Below are 20,027 nucleotides of genomic sequence, written 5' to 3'. Positions count from 1 at the left end.
CAATGTCCAGCATTCCATCCTCAAAAGGCTTCGACAGCACCCTCTCTCTGTTGAGCAATCCGTATGGGTTCATCGCGGAAACCTGCCACGCGCTCCACACAGACCTGTTCGAAACCCGCATCCTCTTTCAAAAGACGATCTGCATGACAGGCGCCGCAGCAGCGGAGGTCTTCTATTCTGAGGATGGGCTCGTGCGCGCAGGCTCGATGCCGAAGCGTATCCAGAAAACCCTGCTCGGCGAAAAGGGCATCCAGGGGCTCGATGGCGAGGCCCACCGTCATCGGAAGCAGATGTTCATGTCACTCATGGCGTCGGAGCGGATCGAAGCTCTCGAAAACACGACGCGGGACCTGTTGGACCGCTACGCACGGGACTGGGAAGCGGCGGACGAGGTCGTTCTCTACGACCAAGCGCGCGAAATCCTCACCAGAATCGCCTGCGACTGGTCGGGCGTGCCGCTTCCCGAAGCAGAGGTGGAGACGCGGACGGCGCAGATGACGGCGCTTTTCCAGGACGCCGGGGCCGTCGGCTGGAAGCATTGGGGCGCGCGTCTGGCGCGGCATCGCGCAGAGCGTTGGGCGGCCGGGATTATCGAACGGGTGCGCGACGGAAGCCTTCAGACAAGACAGGAAAGCGCAGCCCATGTCGTCGCGACCTGGCGCGACCTGAACGGGGAGCTGCTGACTTCCAAAGTGGCCGCCGTGGAGCTTCTGAACGTCGTACGCCCGATCGTCGCGGTCTCGGCGTTCATCGCCCAGGCTGCGCATGCCCTGCATCGGCATCCGGAGTGGCGGCAAAAGCTGAAGGACGACGAGGGACAGTTCGAACCTTTCGTGCAAGAGGTCCGGCGGTTCTATCCGTTCTTTCCCGCGGTCGCAGCACGGGTGAAGAGGGATTTCGAGTGGCGCGGATATCGCTTCCCCGAAGGGTACAGGGTTCTGCTCGACCTCTACGGCACGAATACCGACGCTCGTTCGTGGGACGCGCCGCAAGAGTTCCGGCCCGAGCGGTTTCAGGATCGGGAAGACAACCCCTACGACTTCATTCCGCAGGGCGGTGGTGATCACCACAAGAACCACCGTTGTCCTGGCGAGTGGATCGCGATCAGCCAGATGAAGGCGTTTTGCAGTTTCTTGGTGAACGCCATCAACTTCGAAGTGCCGGATCAGGTTCTGGATCTGGAAACCGGCGAACTGCCACCCATGCCTAAATCCCGGTTCATCATGCGCAACGTCAGGCGTCGGCAGTAGCTTCGGCCTCGTCCGGATCGACCGACCGCGCATCTTTGGTGGCCTCGAACGCCTCCCACGCAACGTAGGGCACGATCAGAAGCGCCGCGACCGGATCAACCCACCACCAGCCCATCCATTGCGTCAGACCGATCCCCGCCAACACCACGATTGTCTGATACTGGCAGATCATGGTGTCCTTGGCATCGTATTTCAGGGCGGGTGCATCGAGCCGCTTGCCGTAGCGATACTTGCCCCAAGCGAGGAACGGGTTGACCACGAGCGAAGCACACAGGATTGCGATACCCCACCAATTGAAGCCCGGTGCCTCCTGCGAGATGAACGCGGATACCGCCTCGTAGAGGATCGCCGCGACGACGATCCAGAAAGCACAGGCGACCACGTAGAGCGCGACCTTCTTGCGATGCAGGACCGTGCGCTTGTCGCCACCGTCCTTTTCACCCTTCAAGCGCCAGATCAGCGTCGCAGCCGAAGTAGCCTCGACCGTGCTGTCGAGACCCCAGCTCACCAGCGCCGCGCTTCCGGTCAGAAGTCCTACGGTGACGGATACGACGACCTCGATCACGTTGTAGACGAGGCTGGCGATCTCGACGCGGATGCCGCGCTTGAGATTGGTCTGCCGGTTATCTTGGTTTTTTGCCATCTTGGACTCTCGACGCCGTAAATGTTCCGAATGTTGGATTGTGTTCATCCGATCCGCCCAAGGACCGGGAAGGTGTCCAGCAGCCAGTAGGCCAAGGCGCTCAAACGACCGGTCATCATCGCCAAGCCCATCAGGATCATGATGCCGCCCGCAGCCTGATGCAGGCGCCGACCCCAACGACCGATGCCGCGCAGCCTGCCGGCAATACTGTCGGTGAACCCCGCGACGACCAGAAACGGAATCCCAAGGCCGGCCGAGTAGACGGCAAGCAGTGCGACGCCCTCGCCAATCGTCGCGCTCGTCGCGCTGGCGGTCAGGATGGCGCCGAGGATCGGCCCGATGCACGGTGTCCAGCCGAAACCGAAGGCGAGCCCGAGCACGTAGGAGGCGACCGGTTGCCCGCCCGGCAGGTCGAGATGGAAGCGCAGGTCGCGCTCCATGGCCGATAGGCGCGCTGCCCCGATCATGAACAGGCCGAACAAAATCACGATAGCGCCGCCCACGATGTTGAGTTCGTAGCGCCACCGCAGCAAGGTTTGGCCGAGCGCGGTCGCTGAGGCGCCGAGCAGGATGAAGATAGTAGAGAAGCCGAGGACGAAGCAGAGGCTGAGCCAGACGGCCCGCCCCTTCGAAGGCGCTGCGCTGCCGGAGACCGTACGTCCAGCAACGTAGGATACGTAGCCGGGCACGAGCGGCAGCACGCAGGGCGACAGAAAGGAAACAGCACCGGCCAGCAATGCCGCCATTAGTCCCAGAGCCGAAAGGTCAATCATATCCATATTTCCGCGCTGATCGAGACCGCCGCCACGTGTGCGCGCGGAGTGGAACGGCTGGCGCCGCAGGTGCGGTCGTCGTGCTTTTCCATGTCCTATTGTTTCCGTTCGTTAATAAGAGCGCTTATCTGCGCGACGGCTTCGGGGCTGTTCCATTCGGCCGGGCCTGCGAGGCGCCCGTGCTCGCGCCCCATGCGGTCGATCAGAATCGTTGTTGGCAGACCCACCACGGCCAAGGCCAGCATCGCGCGCGTATCCTCCGCGATATAGAGATCGAGGTTGCGAATGCCGGTCTCTCGGTAGAAGCGGCGCACGGGTTCGAGACCGGCCCGATCGATCGACAGCGGCAGAACATGAAAATTCGGTCCGCCGAGGCGCGCTTGCAGCGCGTCGAGCGTCGGCATCTCCTCGCGACAGGGCGGGCACCAGGTCGCCCAAATGTTCACAAGCAAGACACGTCCCTCAAAATCCGCCAGCGTCCGATCCCGCCCATCTCCGTCCACGAAAGGCGGCGACAGGAGATCACGAGGAGTCCCGTGAACAGGAATCGGTGGTCGGGCGGAGGCAGGGCTTGCCGCAAGCGCCAGGACTCCGGCAAGGACGTCACGCCGCCTCACGGGTCGCTCTCCGCCTGCAACCGGCGCACGACCGGCAAAATGTCCTCCTCAAGCGAGGCCTGATCAAAGGGGCCGACATGCTTGTATGCAATCTGCCCCTCGGCATCGATTACGTATGTTTCCGGCACCCCATAGACGCCCCAGTCTATCGCAACGCGGCCTGATTGGTCCGCGCCGATGCGGGTGAAGGGATCGCCGAGCTCGTCGAGGAATGCCAGCGCCGCTTCGGGATCGTCCTTGTAGTTGATCCCGTAGATCGGGACGATGCCCGCTTCGGCCAGCTCGACGAGAAGCGGGTTCTCCGCGCGGCAGGGGACGCACCACGACGCCCAGACATTAACGAGAGAAACCTGGCCCTCCAAGTCGACCGACGACAGCCCGTCCTGCCTCCCTTCGATGGGCGGCAGCGCGAACTCCGGGATCGGCTTTCCGATCAGCGTCGACGGCAACCGGTCGTCGTTGTTCCAGAGGCCCCAGTAGAAAGCCACACCCAGCAGGCCGAACACCGCCAGCGGCAAGAGCGCAAGCAGCCGCCCCCTCCGGTGCCGCTCTTCCTGGTTATCCTTCGAACTCATAGCCTGCCGCCAATACTTGGAAGGAATAAGATATCAGCGGGCGCTGATATATAGCAAGCTGTCGCAGATCACAACGCCGCAACTTCTCTCCGAGCGATGGGGGAGAGCGTTGCCGCGGCTTCGCAGAAGTGAGCCATTCTTGCTGTTTGGCGTCGTAGGAGATCAGCGAAAAGTCGGTATCTGACGAGGCCGTTGTATTCAGATTTCTGAACGGCCGCTTCGTCCGCGGTGTCGCCGCTCGAGCAAGGCGCGGCAAACGTCTGAATCGGTTCTCCAAGCCGTCTCGCAAACGAGCTTATCACCCATGACAGCGACGAAACTGCCGCCGATGAGGTTCTGGCGGTAGTCCCCCTCGGTTCCGCGAAATCCGGCCTACGATGGCCCTCCATCAAACTGGAGGACCACCCTTGAAAACCTCATCGAAGCAACCGAAAACGCCCGAACCACTTACAACTATCGCATGCACGTTTGCCGAATTCATCGCTGGTCAGGGCTACAGCGCTGATTTGGTGCGTAAATATGGCGATAGCGCCCACGCCTTCTGGCAGCACCTCGAACAAGAACATCTAGCGATATATGATCTAGACGATCCTACGGCCACGCAGATCATATCAGGATGCGTCACCAAGGTCCGGTCCGGCGACCGCACGCACGCCAAATACAGGCTCGAACGGTTCCGCGATTACTTGATCGAGAATGCCGGCGCACCCGGACGGGGTCCCTCTTCTCTCGACACATCGCGCCGAGCTCGTCTCAGGAGGGAATACGAGGCCTATCTTCATGAGGAGCGCGGTCTCGCTGACAGCACGATCTACCACTGCATTCGGTACTACGACCTGTTCCTTACTTACATGTTTGGGTCGGCCCTCGGGGATCTGGACGAGATCACCCCCGAGGATGTCGTGTCCTTCATCCTGGAGCGCCGGAGGGCCGGGGCAGCACCGCGGGAGAAGACGGTCCCGTCACACCTGCGCAATCTGTTCGTGTTCCTGTTCTGGAGCGGTCAAACCAAACGCAATCTCGGGCGAAGCATACCGCCCAGCCGGCAACCCAAGCCGACCGCAATTCCGAGGTATCTGCCGCCGGAGGATATTCAGCGCCTCATCGAGGCCGCAAGGGTTACGCCGAACACCGGGCGGAGGAACTATGCGATGCTGCTCCTCCTCTCTCGTCTTGGGCTGCGGTCCCCGGAAGTGGTCGCGATCCAGCTAAATGATATCGACTGGCGGCGCGGTGAAATCCTGATCCGTGGAAAGCGTCAACTTCATGATCGCATGCCCCTCACCGACGAGGTGGGCAGAGCAATCGTCGACTACATCCAGAATGAGCGTCGGGGATCCGACCGCGCCCTGTTCGTTCTGTCCCGGGCCCCGTACAGCCGCTTCAAGAACGGGCAGATCGTGAATTTGATCCTCAAGAATGTCTACGACGCCACCGGCATCGCTCCCCCGCAATCCTATATCGGCTCTCACATCCTCCGACACAGCTTAGCGACGGACCTGCTACGCAAGGGGGCGTCTTTGGAAGAGATCGGGGATGTCCTCCGCCACAGGTCACAGATGTCCACCACCATCTACGCTCAGCATGATGTCGAAGCGCTTCGGGGGCTCGCTCAGCCATGGCCGATCGAGGGGGACGTACGATGATCTCCTTGTCCCAGCGGCTTGATCAATACCTCGCCCTGCGCCGGAGCTTCGGGTTCGACCTGGCGTTCCCGGAACGCGTATTGCGCAAGTTCACAGCCTTCGCCGATGACCGTGGTGATCGCCACATCACCACGGACCTATTCCTGACGTGGAAGGCAGCCTACGGCTCCGCCAGCAATGCCACCTGGGCCAACAGGCTCAGCATGGTTCGCGGGTTCTCCCGGTGGCTGGCGGAGCACGACGCGCTGACGCACGTTCTTCCCGCCGAACTGATCCCGGGCCGCAAGCACACTCGGCCCGCCCCTTATATTTACACCAGGGAAGAGATTGGATCTTTGGTGGCGGCGGCGGCGGCCTTGCCGTCGGTCTATGGTCTCCGTTCAGCGGTTTGGCAGACCGTGTTCGGCCTGATTGCCGTCACCGGGCTACGTATCAACGAAGCATTGAACATTGATCGGAAGCACGTGGATCTTGATCGCGGCTTCCTCCAGGTCGAAAAGAGCAAGAACGGAACCGGCCGGCTGATCCCGATCCATGAAAGTACGACTGAACGTCTGACCAGCTATGCGGCGGTCCGGGATCGCATCCTCGGTCCGACCGACGGCCGGTTCTTCCTGAAGGAGAACGGAACGCCGGCAGGAGATTGCGGAGCGAGGTACAACTTCGCGGAAATCAGCCGGGTAGTCGGATTGAGAGGCCCGCAACTCTATCAACGTCACGGGACGGGACCCCGCATCCACGATCTACGGCACACGTTTGCGGTCCGGACGATCCTCGGATGGTTCCGCGAGGGGCGCGAGATCGACCGCGAGATGTACAAATTGAGCGCCTATCTCGGGCATGTCCAACCGGAATATACCTACTGGTATATCGAGGCCGTCCCGGAACTGATGCAGCTCGCCGCCGACCGTGCGGAACGGCGTTACCGGGGATACGCGTCATGATCGCCGCGTATCCCCTGCCGGTCTATGTCCAGCGGTTCTTCACGGAACGGCTGCTCGGCCAGCTCGACGCCAGCCCGAACACCGTCGCCAGCTACCGGGATACGTTCCGGCTTTTGTTGCGGTTTGCCACGCGCGAACTGGACCGCCTGCCGACCGACCTGCGGGTGGGCGATCTCGACGCCGCGTTGATTGGCCGCTTCCTGACATTCTGCGAGAAGGAGCGCGGGAACTCGGCGCGGAGCCGAAATACCCGCCTCGCGGCGATCCGGTCGTTCTTCAAGTACGTCGCCGTCAATGAGCCCCAACTGCTCCTGCATTGCCAGAAAATTCTGGCAATGCCCTCCAAACGCTATGAGAAGCGCGTCGTCGACTTCCTACTTCGTGACGAAATCGATGCGCTTCTCGGCGCCCCCGATACGAGCCTGTGGTTCGGCCGGCGGGACCGGACCATCCTGACCGTGATGTTGCAAACCGGCCTCCGGGTGTCCGAAATGATCTCGCTGAGGATCAGGGACATCAAGCTTGGGACCGGTGCCCATGTCCGATGCAAGGGCAAGGGGCGAAAGTCACGCGCCACTCCGCTTCGCTCCGACAGCCGTTCCGAGTTGTCAGGCTGGCTGAACGAACGGCAAGCGGACGACGATGACTGGCTATTCGTAGGAAAGGCGGGTCGACGGCTGAGCCGGGACGCCGTGGAGCAATTGGTTCGCAGGCATGTCGCTACGGCTGCGTCGACCTGTCCGTCCCTTCGAGCCAAACGCGTAACGCCGCATGTGCTTCGGCACACCGCGGCCATGCAGCTTCTCCAGAGCGGCGTCGACCGAACCGTCATCGCGCTGTGGCTGGGTCACGAGTCCACGGAAACGACCCAGATATACCTCCACGCCGACATCGAGTTGAAGGAACGCGCCATGGAAAGAACTCAGGCAATCGACCAAATCGCAGGAAGATACCAGCCACCCGACGACCTGCTCAGCTTCCTCGAAAACCTCTGACTATGCTGCCTTGTCGCGCGGGCACCCCTGACGGATCAGGGCAATACGCTGTCCGCGCGGCATAATCCAAAACGCGGCATTATGGGTCTTATGCCGATATCGGCATAAGTCGCACTGGACCCGGCATCCGACCCGGCTGGAGCGAGAATTCGGCCGCAAGAAATGGGGCGACGAGGGCTATGCCCAGGAGGAGCTGGTGGCCGAGCTCGGCGCCGCCTTCCTTTGCGCCGACCTGGGTCTTGCCCCGGAACCCCGCGACGAGCACGCCGCCTATATCGCCAGCTGGCTCAAGGCGCTGAAGGATGACAAGCGGTTCATCTTTCAGGCCGCTGCCCATGCGCAGCGGGCCGTGGACTACCTCCACGGCTGTCAGCCACTGATCGACGAAGATGACGAGGCCGCCGCCTGAGGCGGTCTCTCAACAAAGACAACTGGCGAGTAGGCAGTTTTTCCAATATAAACAGTATGGTCGCACCCGCCTCTCCGAACTTCTGTTCATGCCTCGGTGCGACACGCCCCGCCGGTCTCTTTGACCGTGCGGGGTCTTAAGGTTTACCGCTTCTGGCATCACTTACTTTACATAAGGCAGATTATCCGTTGGACCTGTAAGATATTGGAGTTTTTGTCATTTCACGACACTTCCCGACGGAAGATCCGGTCGATGCGATCCAGCAACTGCTTTGGCGACACCGGTTTCGTCAGGATGGCGCCTATCCCGGACTTGATCGCATACTGCATCAGCCCCTGGGACGGGGTGCCCGTCAGGCCGATCACATCGACATCAGCCCCCGGACTGGAACTGCTGATGGCCTGCAACACCGCGAAAGGGGTGGGCATCAAGGTCGATGATAATCAAGGTACGCCGGTGATTTGCGAGGATCGGGACAGACAACTGAAGGCGCGAGAAGTAGCGCACCCTCTCATGGCTGCGGGCCGAGAGAAGGTCGAACAGCGGTCTCATGATGGCGTCGGCTTCACCGATCAGAATGATCTCGTGGAAGATGGTATTCATTGTCCCGGAGCGGCTTGGCTCACGGCAAATCCGCGAGTCCGATAATAGTTCGTTTCATTGGCTCCTCCCAATTTATCGTTGGCCGGCGCAGTGGTGCGGGCGCCGAACGCCAGCGTAATGTCCACTTCTGCGGCGCGCGTGACTAGCGCAGCAAATGCGCGTGATCTATACTTTCTTGCATGGAAAGCGGCACTGCTGCCCAAAAAGAGGCGCCATTCCAGGATGACCATGCATGAAAAGCCCAAAGACAGGTTCAACAGTGCGTACTATGAGCACATCACGATTCCGCCGGGCGAGACCTGCCTGTGGCGGCAGGACGATTTTCCATGGCAGCGGACGGTCTGGAACTATCACCCCGAACTCGAGATCCACCTGATCCGCTATTCCTCCGGGATCGCCTATGTCGGGGATTACATCGGCGGGTTCGAGCCCGGTCAGGTGGTGCTGGTCGGCGCGAACCTGCCGCACAACTGGATCACGCCGGCACCGGCGGGAACCCGGTTGCCAGAACGCGATGTGGTCGTGCAGTTCGACGGGAATGTGCTTCTGGACGCAGCGACACAGATGCCGGAATTCGGCGAACTGTCCTCGCTGTTCGAGCGGGCGGCGCTGGGGATCGAGTTCACCGGACCGGTCGCGGATGAAGGCCGGCGGATAATTGAAGCTATGGGCGTGACCACGGGCCTGGCACGGTTTGCGCATCTGCTCGACCTGCTTGCCCGGCTTGCCGCCTGTCCGCCGGGCGACTACCGCATCCTCGCCACAAAGGAGTTCCGCGACCATTTCCACCCCGAGGGCCACCAGCGCCAGGCGGCGCTGGAGACGGCTTTGGAGTACATCCGAGAGAATTTTCACGCCGCCCCCCGGCTTTCGGACGTGGCGCGCATGGTCGGCCTGTCGCAAAGCGCCTTTTCGCGCCTGTTCAAGGCGCAGACAGGCAACACCTTCTCCGAACATCTGAATTCGCTTCGGATCTGGACTGCGAGACAGATGTTGCTGGAGACCGACAAGCCTGTCACCGACATCTGCTTCGAGGCGGGATTCAACAATATCTCGAACTTCAACCGCAGGTTTCGGGCGGTGGTGCGCATGACGCCATCGCAATATCGCCAGGCCGCACGGGCCAGGAGCCTGCTCGACGGCGGGATGACGGGGGGATAACGTCAGGGCACCTCGGCCGCGTCCTGCCGTCGGCGGCAGCACTTCTTTCGGCATGTCGATCTGCCCGAGGATGGGGCCGTCCGTCTCGTGGTGGCGCTGTTCGGCAGTCCGCGGCCATGGCGTCTCTGCCTTGACCGCACCAGCCGAAGCCTGCCCGGTCATGAACCTCTGCCCGGTCCTCGGACGGGCCGAGATCGAAGCCGTCGCCGGAAGCCTGCGGGGCAGGGCTCGCCAGCCTTGGCGCCGATTGCCGCGACAAGGCCGGGGCGCTGCATCCTAGGCGGAAAATGCAACCCACGCGGCGATTGTCGTGGTCCAGAGGACAAAGGCAGAGATGCAGAACGGCCCGTTCCAGAGCGGCCCGACCGTGGATGCCGGCCGGTCGATGAGAGACCCGGCGAATGTCACCGTCGTCATGGCCGGGGCAAAGCCCATCACTGCCGCCCAGGCACCGGCAAGGGCAAGGGCAACGGGCACATCATCAAGGCCGACAATGTCAAACTGACCTGTCATGGTGGCCATGACCGACGCCGAGATGATGGGGTTCACACCGATCACCGCCAGCAGGAACAACGCCGAATTGAGCATGACGATGATCAGCCACGGCTTTCCGAGCTGATGCAGGAAGTGTTCGATGAGATCGGCCGGGAGAACCTCGAGAACGAGGACCGACAACAGGCCGGCCGAGGCGAAGACGCCGATCTCGGCCGCTGCGCGCGGGAAACTGGAAAAACTTGTTGCAAGCATCTGTCTTGCGGCACGGGTCGGACCGACCGTGTGGCGCAAGGACCAACCCGACCAGAACAGGCTGTAGATCGGAATGGCGATGAGCAGTGCTGACTGGAACGATGCGCCGGTCAGCGCGCTGATGACGGCGATGGTCAGCAGCAGCAAGACGACATGCACCGCCAGGGTCAGAAGCGGCCGAGCGCCGGATGGCGTCCGCGGCGCAAGCGGGGATTTCGGTCTCGGGGACGAGATGCGGTCCAGAAACCAGCCCCAGGCTATGAACAATGCGCATCCCGCCAGCCCGCCGCCGATCAGGTCGACATAGCGCAGCCCCGGCATCGCAAGAAGCAGGGCGTTCACGCCGATGCCGATGGGCGACCACAGGGGCAGCAGGGAAAAGCCGCGTAGCGTCGCCGTCGTCATTCGCCGAAGCCGCCATTCGAGGGTTGTCTCGGGAACCGCGCCGCGTTGCGTGTCGATCGCGCGCCGGGTCATTTCCAAAAGGATCGCCAGTCCGCCGAAATTGATCAGCATGCCGAGAAACTGACCGCCGAAGGTCATGGCGATGTAGCGGTGGCCCGGAGGCTGGCCGGTCAGGTATTCTCCCGCGCGCCGTATCTCGGGGTCGTTGCTTGCGGCGACGCGCAGCATGCCCATGACCGCCAGGAAGGCCGCCAGGAACCCCATCCGGTTCATCCCCTCGATCAGGGCCTCGGGCCGAACGCCAACGAGCAGTTCCGCAGTCAGCAGCAGCGCACAGAGGCTCAAGGTCAGCCATGCCGCACCACTGAAACGCCGCCAGCACAACGAGAAATAGACCGTCAGGCCGACTGCCGAGATGACCCCCGGCGCAGGCACAGGCACGAAAACCGAAAGGATGGTGCTCAGGATCACCAGCACGATTGCGACCGACGCCGTGACGTTCGCGAGCACAGCGCGACGGCTTCTGTCCATGTCCCCTCCTCAGCGACTCCCCGGCTCCCTCATCGGGCGGGGGTATCCAGGCGGCAATGTACAGATGGAAGACCGCATATCGCAACTGTATTCTATTCTATGGAACACTATGCTACATACTAAAATACAGGACGAATCACGGCCATTGTCTGCGCCATACGAAGCGCAGCGGGTCGCGATCAGACGGAGGAGGAACGCCATGCAACGCCTGTCAAAGACAGCCGCGACGACTGCCCTTTTGCTGATGGCCGGTGCCGCCAGCGCGCAAACCACATTGTTTTACTCGGAAGGCGGCCCCAATCGCGGCGTGCGTGCCGAAGCCACGAAGTGGCTGGTTGACGAGGTTGCCCGTCAATCCGACGGCGATCTCCTGATCGATGTGAACTGGGGGGGCGCGCTGTTTTCAGACAAGGTCGCGGTCCAGTCGATCCGTGACGGTGTTGCGGACATGGGAACCGTCATCGGCGCCTATTTCCCGCAGGACATGATCGCTTACGGTCTCGCCGATCTTCCATTGCCCAATTCCGATCCGTGGGTCGGCATGCGCGCAATCGACGAGATCATGCGGTCCGACGAAACGATCGTTCAGAACCTTGCGGCGCAAAACCTGGTCTATGTCGGCACGTTCACGACCTCGCCGGTGCAGGTCGGCTGCAAGGGGAAGGCAATCAAGTCGCTGGACGACCTTCCGGGGGTGAAAGTCCGCGGCGTCGGCGCTTATGGCAAGATGTTCCACGATCTTGGTGCAACGCCGGTCGATATGTCTGTCTACGAAGCCTATCAGGGTCTCGAAACCGGCGTCATCGACTGTACGCAGACCTACACCTATCTGATCGAATCTCTGAAATTCAACGAAGTCCTGGACAGCTTTACAGAAGTCGACTTCGGCCAGATCGGTTCGCTCGGCGTGCTCATGAACAAGCAAACCTACGACAGCCTGTCGCCCGGGCAGCAGGATGCCCTCATGGCGGCCGGAAAGGGACTGGCGGATCACTACGGCCGTCTGGTGGAGGCCGCCAACGAGCGATCGCTGCAGATTCTGGTCGATCAGGGCACCCCGATCTACAAGCTGTCGGACGAAGACAAGACCAGGTTCGCGGCCACTGGCGCGCCCTATGTCAACGAGTGGATCGCCCGGGCCGACGCGGCCGGGCTGAATGGCCAGGCGCTCGTCGACCGCTACATCGAACTGATCGGCGTCTATGCCAAGCAGCGCGATGAGCAGGGATATCCCTGGAACCCCAGGTAAGCCGGAAAGACGTCGGCGCCCGGGAGGGGTGCCGACGATCCGTTCCACATGGGAGGAGCAGAGACCATGAAGGCCATCGAACGCCTCATGCTTGAATTCGCAACGCTGTCCGCGATATTGCTTGCCATTTTCATCACGGCCGCCGTCGTCTCCCGGCAGGTCTTCGGGACCTCCTTGCCGGATGTCGTCATCATCGTGCGCGAACTGATGATCCCGACAATTCTGTTGCCGATGGCCGCGGCCACGACCCACCGGGCCCATATTGCGGTGACATTCGTCACGGACCGCGCGTCGCCCGGCCTGCGTGGTGCGCTGATTGTTTTCGGCTGGGTCTTCGCCCTGCTGGCGATGGTGCCGCTGATCTACGCCAGCTATCGCAGTCTGGCGTCGTCCTGGTCGTCCGGCGAATTCTACGACGGCATTCTGGGTATCAAGCGCTGGCCGATGAAAGCGGTCTTTCTGATCGGCCTGGTCATGATGGCGATCCGGTTGGCGCTCATTGCCGTCGAAGATTTCATCGAGTTGCGCCGCACCGGCACGGTGCGGATCGAAAGCCATATCGATGAGGAGGCGATCTAGATGGATCCTTCGAGCATCAGCATCTACGCATTCGTTCTGGTGATCGTTCTGCTGGCGATGCGGGTCCCCATCGCCTTCGTCCTGGCCGGCGTGGCCAGTCTCGGATCGTTCCTTGTCTTCGCGACACGTGGCGGCAACTGGATGCCCGAGCGGGCGCTCAATCCGACCAGTTCGATGGTGGTAAACAGCTTCTTCGAGCTGATCCACAGCTACGACCTGTCGATGATCCCGCTTTTCGTCGCGCTTGGGAATATCGCCTATCAGGCAGGGATCACGACGCGGATCTACAATTCGGCCAATGTCTGGCTCCGCGGCATGCCCGGCGGTGTTGGTATCGCGTCGGTGATGGGCTGTGCCGGGTTCTCGGCGATCTCGGGCTCTTCGGTCGCCTGCGCCTCGACCATGGGACGGATCTGCGTGCCCGAAATGCTGCGCCTTGGCTATGACCGGCGTCTTGCGACCGGCTCGGTGGCCGCGGGTGGTACTCTGGGCTCGCTGATCCCGCCTTCGGTCCTGTTCATCCTGTACGGAATTTTCACGGAAATTTCGATCAGCAAGCTGTTCCTTGCCGGCATCCTTCCGGGTCTGCTGACACTGGCGGGCTATGTGGCGGTCATCAGCTGGTGGGTCGCGCGCGATCCGAAAGCGGCCCCGGTCGACCCGACGCCCTTGCCCCCGGGCGCACGGCGGCGCGCGGCGATCGCTGCCTGGCCGGCTGTGGTCCTGTTCGCGGTGATCATCGGCGGCATTTACGGCGGTTTCTTTACCGCAACCGAAGCCGCTGCAGTCAGCGTGGTGCTGACCGCCCTGATCGGGATATTCGAGCGCACCCTGACTTTGCGTCAGATGTGGTCGGCAACGCGTGACAGCCTGGTGCAGACCGCCGCGATCTTCCTGATCGCTGCCAGCGCCAAGATCTTCGTTTCCTTTGTCGCGCTGACCGGCTCGGCCGCGGCAGTGGCGGGGTGGGTGGCGGGTATGGACCTTTCGCCGCTCATGCTGATGGTCGCAATCGTCCTGCTGTACCTTTTCCTCGGCATGCTCCTGGACCCCGTCGGCATCATCGTGCTGACACTTCCCTTCGTGATCCCGCTGGTCGAGCACATGGACATGAACCTGATCTGGTTCGGGGTCATTGTGGTCAAACTCCTGGAAATCGGGCTGATCACACCGCCGGTGGGCCTGAATGTCTTTGTCATCGGCAGCGTGACCGGTCAGAGCGTCAAGGTGGACGACATCTTCAGCGGCGTGCTGCGTTTTCTCGCAATGGACATTGTCGTGCTGGCGCTCCTGATCGCCTTTCCTATCATCTCGACGTTGATACTGAACGGGTTGTGAGACGATGGAACGAAATGATCCCCGCATGGCGACGACCCTGGCACGCGGCCTCTCCGTGCTCCGCGCCTTCCGCACCACGGACAACGGTCTGACCAATGCCGAGCTGGCCGCGCGCTGCGGCCTGCCGAAATCGACGATCTCGAGGCTGACATGGACGCTGCGGGAACTGGGCTATCTCACCCGAGCCGAGGGGGAAGACCGGTTCCGGCCCGGGCCTTCGCTCGTCGCGGTCGGTCACGTCGCGGCCAGCTCGCTGTCGTTCATCGAGCCGGCAGAGGGATTGATGAACGAGCTGGCCACCCAGAGCGGCACACTGGTCCTGCTGGCCGTGCGCAATTTCGACCGGATGATCGTCGTGCGGACGTGGAAGCCGACGAATGTCTATTCGCGGTGGATGGAAGTGGGCCATCGCCTGCCGCTGCAGCAGCGCTCGACGGCAATGGCCTTTGCCGGTGCCCTGTCGCCGGCCGAGTTCGCCGAGATCGACCACAAGCTGCAGCCCCTGGGGAACCACCGCCTTCTGCCCGAGGAATACCAGCAGGCACGGGCCGAACTGGCGGAACGGGGCTTCATCCTGAACCCCGGCGGTTCGGCACCGACGAAGACCTACCGCTCGGTGTCGGTGCCGTTCCGCGCGGCCGAGCTGGACGAGCCCGTGGTCTTCAGCTGCGGCGCACCGATCTCCGAAGGGTCGGTGGCGCAATTTGAACATGAGGTCGGCCCGAAACTTCGCGAAGCCGTTCTGACGCTGGAGCGTCTGACCGGCCAGACGCCCAAGTTTGACTACGAGGATTGATGATGAGCGTCGTACGCTATGAGGCTGCCGGACAGATCGGGTATATTGTCGTCAGCAATCCGCCCGTGAATGCCCTGTCGGCAGCGGTGCGCCAGGGTCTGGTCGATGCGATCGAGGCTTTTGCCGCCGATGATGCGCGGGTGGCCGTGCTGTATTGCGAGGGTCGGACCTTCATTGCCGGCGCGGATATTTCCGAATTCGGCAAGACGCCACGCCCCCCGCTCCTGCCCGATGTGATCGCCGCAATCGAGGCCAGCGAAAAGCCGGTCATCGCGGCGCTGCACGGAACCGTGCTCGGCGGCGGGCTGGAAGTCGCCCTGGGGGCGCACGGTCGCGTTGCGCTCGCAGGAACCCGCGTTGGCCTGCCCGAGGTCACCCTGGGCCTCATGCCCGGCGCCGGCGGGACGCAGCGCCTGCCCCGCGCCATCGGCATCGAAAAGGCCGCCGAGGTGATCACGTCGGGCCGCCAGATCGGTGCCCGGGAAGCCCGGAATCTGGGCATTCTCGATGCCGTCGCCGCCGCCGCAGATGCGCGGACGGCCGGCACCGAGGAAGCCCAACGGTGGCTGGACGACGATCGCGCGCCCCGCCGTCTTTCGGAAGTGCCGGCGCCGACCATCGCCGACGACGCATTGGCGGCCCTGCGCGCCAGGGTCGGCGCGGCGGCCCGTGGCCAGGTGGCGCCCCTGCGCGCGCTGGACACCATGGTGGAGGGCCTCGCCATGCCCTTTTCCGAGGGCATGCAGCACGAACGCGCGGCCTTTCTGGAGCTGATGCAGACGCCAGAACGCGCCGCGTTGATCCACGCGTTCTTTGCCGAGCGCGCCGCGGGACAGATGCCGGCAGATGCCCGGCCCCGCAGTTTTGCGCGCATCGGCATTATCGGTGGCGGGACCATGGGCCAGGGCATCGCTGCCGCGGCGTTGAGCGCCGGTCTCGACGTGACCCTGATCGAACGCGATCAGGCTGCCGCCGACAAGGCTGCCGCGGGCATCGGCCGGATGCAGGATGGCGCGGTCAGGCGCGGGAAGCTCTCGCAGGCCGACCGCGACGCGATGCTGCGCGACCGCTTCCGGACAGGCTCGGACTATGCCGCCCTGTCGGATGTCGATCTGGTGATCGAGGCGGTGTTCGAGAACATGGAGGTCAAGCAGCAGGTCTTCCGTCAACTCGACCAGGTCTGCCGCGAGGGCGCGGTCCTGGCGACGAACACCTCGTATCTGGACGTCAACCTGATCGCCCAGGCGACGCGCCGGCCCGGGGATGTCATCGGGCTGCACTTCTTTTCGCCCGCCAATGTGATGCGGCTGTTGGAAATCGTCATCGCCGACGCCACCGCCAGGGACGTCGTGGCAACCGCTTTCGCGCTGGCAAAGTCGATGGGCAAGATCGCCGTGCCCTCGGGCATCTGCGACGGGTTCATCGGAAATCGCATGATGCTGGCCTATCGTACCGCGGCCGATCACATGGTGCTGGACGGTGCGTCGCCGTTCCAGGTGGATCGCGCCATCATCGGGCTCGGATTCCCGATGGGGCCCTATCAGGTCGGCGATCTGGCGGGGCTGGACATCGGCTATGCCACGCGCCAGCGCAAGGCGGCGACCCGGGACCCGCGTGAACGTGTCCCCGTCTTTGCCGATCGTCTGGTCGAGGCCGGGCATCTGGGCCGCAAGTCCGGGCGCGGCTATTACCTCTATGACGAGCAGTCGCCGAAAGGCCGGCCCGATCCCGAGGTCGAGCCGCTTGTCGCGCAGGTTCGGGGCGACCTGGGGCTGACGCCGCGCGGCTTTGACGATGAGGAAATCCGCGACCGCTACATGGCGGCGATGGTGAACGAAGCGGCGAAGATCCTCGACGAAGGCATCGCCGCCAAACCCTCCGACATCGATGCCGTGCTGCTGCATGGCTATGGCTTTCCGCGATACAAGGGCGGCCCGATGCACTGGGCCGACGCGGCGGGACTGGCGCACATCGTCGCCAACATCCGCCGTTATGCCGCCGACGATCCGTATTTCTGGGAGCTGTCACCGCTCCTGGACCGACTTGCCAACGAAGGGCGCAGCTTCTCGGACCTGAACGTGGACGGGAAGTAACCGACGCTCACATCGAAAACCTAGAGAGGAAACAACCATGGACATGAGCTTCTCGTCCAGGGACCAGCAGTTTCGTGCCGAGATCCGCCAGTTTCTGGCAGAGCGTCTGCCGAAGCGCCTGTCCGAAAAGGTCCGCCTGCAGCAGGAGCTGACCAAGGCCGAGATCGAGGAATGGCATGCCGTTCTGAACGAACGCGGCTGGCTGGCCGGCAACTGGCCCAAGGAGTTCGGCGGCGCCGGCTGGACCGCGATCCAGCGCCACATCTTTGAGGAGGAAAGCGCGACCGCCTTTGCGCCGCGCGTCCTGCCGTTCGGCATCGCGATGCTTGGCCCGGTCTTGCAGAAGTTCGGCAGCAAGGAGCAGCAGGACACGTTCCTGCCGCGCATCCTGAACGGCCAGGACTGGTGGTGTCAGGGCTATTCCGAACCGGGCGCGGGATCGGACCTGGCCTCGCTCAAGACGACCGCGGTGCGCGACGGCGACCACTATATCGTCAACGGGCAGAAAACCTGGACCACCCTCGGGCAGCACGCCAACTGGATCTTCTGCCTGGTCCGCACCCGCACCGACGGCAAGCCGCAGGAAGGCATCAGCTTTCTGCTGATCGACATGAACACGCCCGGCATTTCGGTCCGCCCGATCGTGCTGCTGGAAGGCACGCCCGAGGTGAACGAGGTGTTCTTTGACGACGTCCGGGTGCCGGTCGAAAACCTGGTCGGCACCGAGAACGAGGGCTGGACCTACGCCAAGTATCTGCTGACCCATGAGCGCACCAACATCGCCGGCGTGGGCTTTGCAACCGCCGGCCTGGCGGCTCTGAAGCGGATCGCGCGCGCGCAGGTCGCCAACGGCAAGCCGCTGATCGAAAACCCGATCTTTGCGGCCCGGATCGCCGAGGTCGAGATCGAACTGATGGCGATGGCGACCACCAACCTGCGGATGCTGGCGCAGGCCGCGGCGGGGCAGGTCCCGGGTGCCGAAAGCTCGATGCTGAAGCTGAAGGGCACTCAGATCCGGCAGTCGATCAACGACCTGACGCGGCGCGCCGTCGGGCCGTGGGCGCTGGCCTTCCCCTCCGAGAGCATCGAGGGCGCGAACGAGAATACCGTGCCCGGCCCGGCAGAGGCCGCCGGGGCGACCCGCGCCTATCTGAACAACCGCAAGCTGTCGATCTACGGCGGCAGCAGCGAGGTGCAGCGCAGCATCATCGCCAAGCAGATCCTCGGTCTTTGAAGGAGCCAGTTTGATGCAATTCACCTTTACCGAAGAACAGACGATGCTGGGCGACAGCCTCTCGCGCACGCTTGCCCGGGACAAGGATCCGGCGGCGCTGATGGATCTTGGCGCGGGGGCCGCGCTGCTGTCGGAAGCGGATGGCGGGTTCGGCGGCACCGGCGCCGATATCCTCATGGTGTTCCGGACGCTGGGCAGAGCGCTTGCCGTGACCCCGCTGCTGGACTCGGTCGTGCTTGGCGCCGGCGTCTTGGCGCTGGCCGGCGAGAGCGAGCTGGCCGAGCAGGCGTCGGTCGGCGCGATAAAGGTCGCGGTCGGCCTGGACGAGCCGGGGCAGCGCTATGATGGCACGGTGGCGACGGTGGCCCGGGATTCCCTGCTCAGCGGCGAGAAGTCCATGGTCTCGGGGGCGGATTCAGCAACCCATCTCGTCGTCAGCGCGACCGATGGGCTGTATCTGGTCGATGGCGATGCCGAGGGCCTGACCGTCACCAGCTATCCGCTGATGGCTGGCGGCCGGGCCGGCGAGGTCAGGCTGGTGAAGACACCCGCGCGCCGGATCGGCGACAGCGACCTTCTGGCCCGGCCCGTCGCGGCGGCCATTCTGGCGGTCTGTGCCGATGCCCTTGGCGTGATGGAAGCCGCGACCGAGCTGACAACCGAGTATCTGAAGACCCGCAAGCAGTTTGGCCGCCCGATCGGATCGTTCCAGGCCGTGCAGCATCGCATGGCGGATCTGGTCACCGAGGTCGAACAGGTGCGTTCGGCGGTGTGGAACCTTGCCGGCCATCTGGACGACGCGGATCGCGACCGCCATGTCGCGGCGGCCAAGTCGCTGGTCGGCAAGATCGCGCGCCGCGTGGCCGAGGAAACCGTGCAGCTTCACGGCGGCATCGGCATGACCGAGGAATACGAACTGGCCGCGATGGTGCGCCGGCTGCTGGCTGCAGATGCCCGGTTTGGCGACAGCGATCATCATCTTGAGCGCTTCATCGCGTTGTCCGCGGCATGAGCGACAGGCTTCTCATCGACGAGACAGGCGCGCAGCGTCTGATCGGCTACACGATCGACGTCGGTCATCCTGACGGGTGCGCACGGTGCCACCTGATCGTGGATGAAAGGCACACCAACCGCCATGGCGTTCTGCACGGCGGCATCGCCGCGACGCTCTTGGACAATGCCTGCGGGGTGACCGCCAGCCTGACAGTGGACAGCAGCGGGCGCACGCCGTTCCTGACCGTGTCGCTGAACACGGATTTTCTGGCAGCCGGCAAGCCCGGCATGGTGACGGCCACCGCGCGCATTGTCGGCGGCGGCCGCGCCCTGAAATTCATCGCGGCCGAACTCGTTCAGGACGACGGGACACTCATCGCGACAGCAAGCGGCGTCTTCAAGCGTGCACCGGCGCTGGACGTCGGCGGCGGCGGCGACGCCTGACC

Annotated in this window: 21 protein-coding genes; 14 read left to right on the top strand and 7 right to left on the bottom strand. The window is 63.3% G+C overall.

Annotation, left to right across the window (positions count from 1 at the left end; genetic code table 11):
• Nucleotides 1-2 precede the first annotated feature (2 nt).
• Complete coding sequence (locus ACP15W_RS20605; protein WP_043847341.1) at nt 3-1,250, top strand: cytochrome P450; 1,248 nt, start codon at nt 3-5, stop codon at nt 1,248-1,250.
• On the opposite strand, the gene ACP15W_RS20600 is transcribed toward ACP15W_RS20605, so the two are convergent.
• The 4 genes from ACP15W_RS20600 to ACP15W_RS20585 form a co-directional block, all read right to left on the bottom strand.
• Nucleotides 1,234-1,893, bottom strand: a complete 660-nt coding sequence (locus ACP15W_RS20600; RefSeq protein ID WP_081749901.1) for a cation diffusion facilitator family transporter — start codon at nt 1,891-1,893, stop codon at nt 1,234-1,236. The two genes, ACP15W_RS20605 and ACP15W_RS20600, sit on opposite strands and share 17 nt — an antisense overlap.
• Before the next feature lie 44 nt (nt 1,894-1,937).
• The gene (locus ACP15W_RS20595) at nt 1,938-2,666 is read right to left on the bottom strand and encodes a cytochrome c biogenesis CcdA family protein (RefSeq protein WP_043847339.1); all 729 of its coding nucleotides are present in this window, start codon (nt 2,664-2,666) and stop codon (nt 1,938-1,940) included.
• A 95-nt stretch (nt 2,667-2,761) separates the two neighbouring features.
• Nucleotides 2,762-3,169: a TlpA family protein disulfide reductase gene (locus ACP15W_RS20590; RefSeq protein ID WP_262504532.1), complete on the bottom strand. Its 408-nt coding sequence runs from the start codon at nt 3,167-3,169 to the stop codon at nt 2,762-2,764.
• A 110-nt stretch (nt 3,170-3,279) separates the two neighbouring features.
• Nucleotides 3,280-3,858, bottom strand: a complete 579-nt coding sequence (locus ACP15W_RS20585; RefSeq protein ID WP_051487970.1) for a DsbE family thiol:disulfide interchange protein — start codon at nt 3,856-3,858, stop codon at nt 3,280-3,282.
• Nucleotides 3,859-4,265: 407 nt separating this feature from the next.
• Between ACP15W_RS20585 and ACP15W_RS20580 the strand changes: the two genes are divergently transcribed.
• From ACP15W_RS20580 to ACP15W_RS20565, 4 genes are read left to right on the top strand one after another with little or no spacing between them, the layout of a single operon-like run.
• Nucleotides 4,266-5,504 (top strand): tyrosine-type recombinase/integrase, encoded by a 1,239-nt coding sequence (locus ACP15W_RS20580; RefSeq protein ID WP_205620786.1) that lies wholly within the window; start codon nt 4,266-4,268, stop codon nt 5,502-5,504.
• Nucleotides 5,501-6,448, top strand: a complete 948-nt coding sequence (locus ACP15W_RS20575; RefSeq protein ID WP_205620785.1) for a tyrosine-type recombinase/integrase — start codon at nt 5,501-5,503, stop codon at nt 6,446-6,448. Before ACP15W_RS20580 ends, ACP15W_RS20575 begins: the two co-directional genes overlap by 4 nt.
• The gene (locus ACP15W_RS20570) at nt 6,445-7,443 is read left to right on the top strand and encodes a tyrosine-type recombinase/integrase (RefSeq protein ID WP_205620784.1); all 999 of its coding nucleotides are present in this window, start codon (nt 6,445-6,447) and stop codon (nt 7,441-7,443) included. Before ACP15W_RS20575 ends, ACP15W_RS20570 begins: the two co-directional genes overlap by 4 nt.
• Nucleotides 7,444-7,477: 34 nt before the next feature.
• Entirely contained in the window at nt 7,478-7,852 is a 375-nt protein-coding gene (locus ACP15W_RS20565; protein WP_424934759.1) for a zincin-like metallopeptidase domain-containing protein, read from the top strand.
• Between the two features lie 221 nt (nt 7,853-8,073).
• On the opposite strand, the gene ACP15W_RS20560 is transcribed toward ACP15W_RS20565, so the two are convergent.
• Together ACP15W_RS20560 and ACP15W_RS20555 are read right to left on the bottom strand one after the other, a co-directional pair.
• Nucleotides 8,074-8,217, bottom strand: a complete 144-nt coding sequence (locus tag ACP15W_RS20560) for a hypothetical protein (protein ID WP_424934754.1) — start codon at nt 8,215-8,217, stop codon at nt 8,074-8,076.
• 7 nt (nt 8,218-8,224) lie between these two features.
• Entirely contained in the window at nt 8,225-8,455 is a 231-nt protein-coding gene (locus ACP15W_RS20555; protein WP_424934753.1) for a hypothetical protein, read from the bottom strand.
• A gap of 228 nt (nt 8,456-8,683) precedes the next feature.
• On the opposite strand from ACP15W_RS20555, the gene ACP15W_RS20550 reads away from it, so the two are divergent.
• A complete protein-coding gene (locus tag ACP15W_RS20550) occupies nt 8,684-9,616 on the top strand; it encodes a helix-turn-helix domain-containing protein (protein WP_424934752.1) in 933 nt (310 codons plus the stop codon).
• Between the two features lie 276 nt (nt 9,617-9,892).
• Here the strand turns inward: ACP15W_RS20550 and ACP15W_RS20545 are convergent, their stop codons facing one another.
• Nucleotides 9,893-11,299 (bottom strand): hypothetical protein, encoded by a 1,407-nt coding sequence (locus ACP15W_RS20545; RefSeq protein WP_424934751.1) that lies wholly within the window; start codon nt 11,297-11,299, stop codon nt 9,893-9,895.
• Nucleotides 11,300-11,498: 199 nt separating this feature from the next.
• On the opposite strand from ACP15W_RS20545, the gene ACP15W_RS20540 reads away from it, so the two are divergent.
• The 8 genes from ACP15W_RS20540 to ACP15W_RS20505 all read left to right on the top strand — a co-directional run bounded on the left by ACP15W_RS20540 (nt 11,499) and on the right by ACP15W_RS20505 (nt 20,025).
• Entirely contained in the window at nt 11,499-12,548 is a 1,050-nt protein-coding gene (locus ACP15W_RS20540; protein ID WP_424934750.1) for a C4-dicarboxylate TRAP transporter substrate-binding protein, read from the top strand.
• Between the two features lie 66 nt (nt 12,549-12,614).
• A complete protein-coding gene (locus ACP15W_RS20535; protein ID WP_424934749.1) occupies nt 12,615-13,127 on the top strand; it encodes a TRAP transporter small permease in 513 nt (170 codons plus the stop codon).
• On the top strand, nt 13,128-14,465 hold the full coding sequence (locus ACP15W_RS20530) for a TRAP transporter large permease (RefSeq protein ID WP_424934748.1): 1,338 nt from the start codon (nt 13,128-13,130) through the stop codon (nt 14,463-14,465).
• A gap of 25 nt (nt 14,466-14,490) precedes the next feature.
• Nucleotides 14,491-15,261 carry an IclR family transcriptional regulator gene (locus tag ACP15W_RS20525; RefSeq protein ID WP_424934747.1) on the top strand — a complete coding sequence of 257 codons (771 nt, stop codon included), beginning with the start codon at nt 14,491-14,493 and terminating at the stop codon, nt 15,259-15,261.
• Nucleotides 15,261-17,354 carry a 3-hydroxyacyl-CoA dehydrogenase NAD-binding domain-containing protein gene (locus ACP15W_RS20520; RefSeq protein ID WP_424934746.1) on the top strand — a complete coding sequence of 698 codons (2,094 nt, stop codon included), beginning with the start codon at nt 15,261-15,263 and terminating at the stop codon, nt 17,352-17,354. The genes ACP15W_RS20525 and ACP15W_RS20520 overlap by 1 nt, the downstream gene beginning before the upstream one ends.
• A gap of 37 nt (nt 17,355-17,391) precedes the next feature.
• Nucleotides 17,392-18,588, top strand: coding sequence for an acyl-CoA dehydrogenase family protein (locus ACP15W_RS20515; protein WP_424934745.1), 1,197 nt, complete (start codon nt 17,392-17,394; stop codon nt 18,586-18,588).
• A gap of 13 nt (nt 18,589-18,601) precedes the next feature.
• Nucleotides 18,602-19,600, top strand: a complete 999-nt coding sequence (locus ACP15W_RS20510; RefSeq protein WP_424934744.1) for an acyl-CoA dehydrogenase family protein — start codon at nt 18,602-18,604, stop codon at nt 19,598-19,600.
• Nucleotides 19,597-20,025 (top strand): PaaI family thioesterase, encoded by a 429-nt coding sequence (locus ACP15W_RS20505; protein WP_424934743.1) that lies wholly within the window; start codon nt 19,597-19,599, stop codon nt 20,023-20,025. Before ACP15W_RS20510 ends, ACP15W_RS20505 begins: the two co-directional genes overlap by 4 nt.
• The last annotated feature ends 2 nt before the right edge of the window (nt 20,026-20,027 follow it).

The sequence above is a fragment of the Amaricoccus macauensis genome (assembly GCF_049800915.1).
In the GTDB taxonomy this organism is placed as follows: domain Bacteria; phylum Pseudomonadota; class Alphaproteobacteria; order Rhodobacterales; family Rhodobacteraceae; genus Amaricoccus; species Amaricoccus macauensis_A.
Note: the sequence above shows the minus strand (reverse complement) of the source record. Positions and strands in the feature narration are given on the sequence as shown.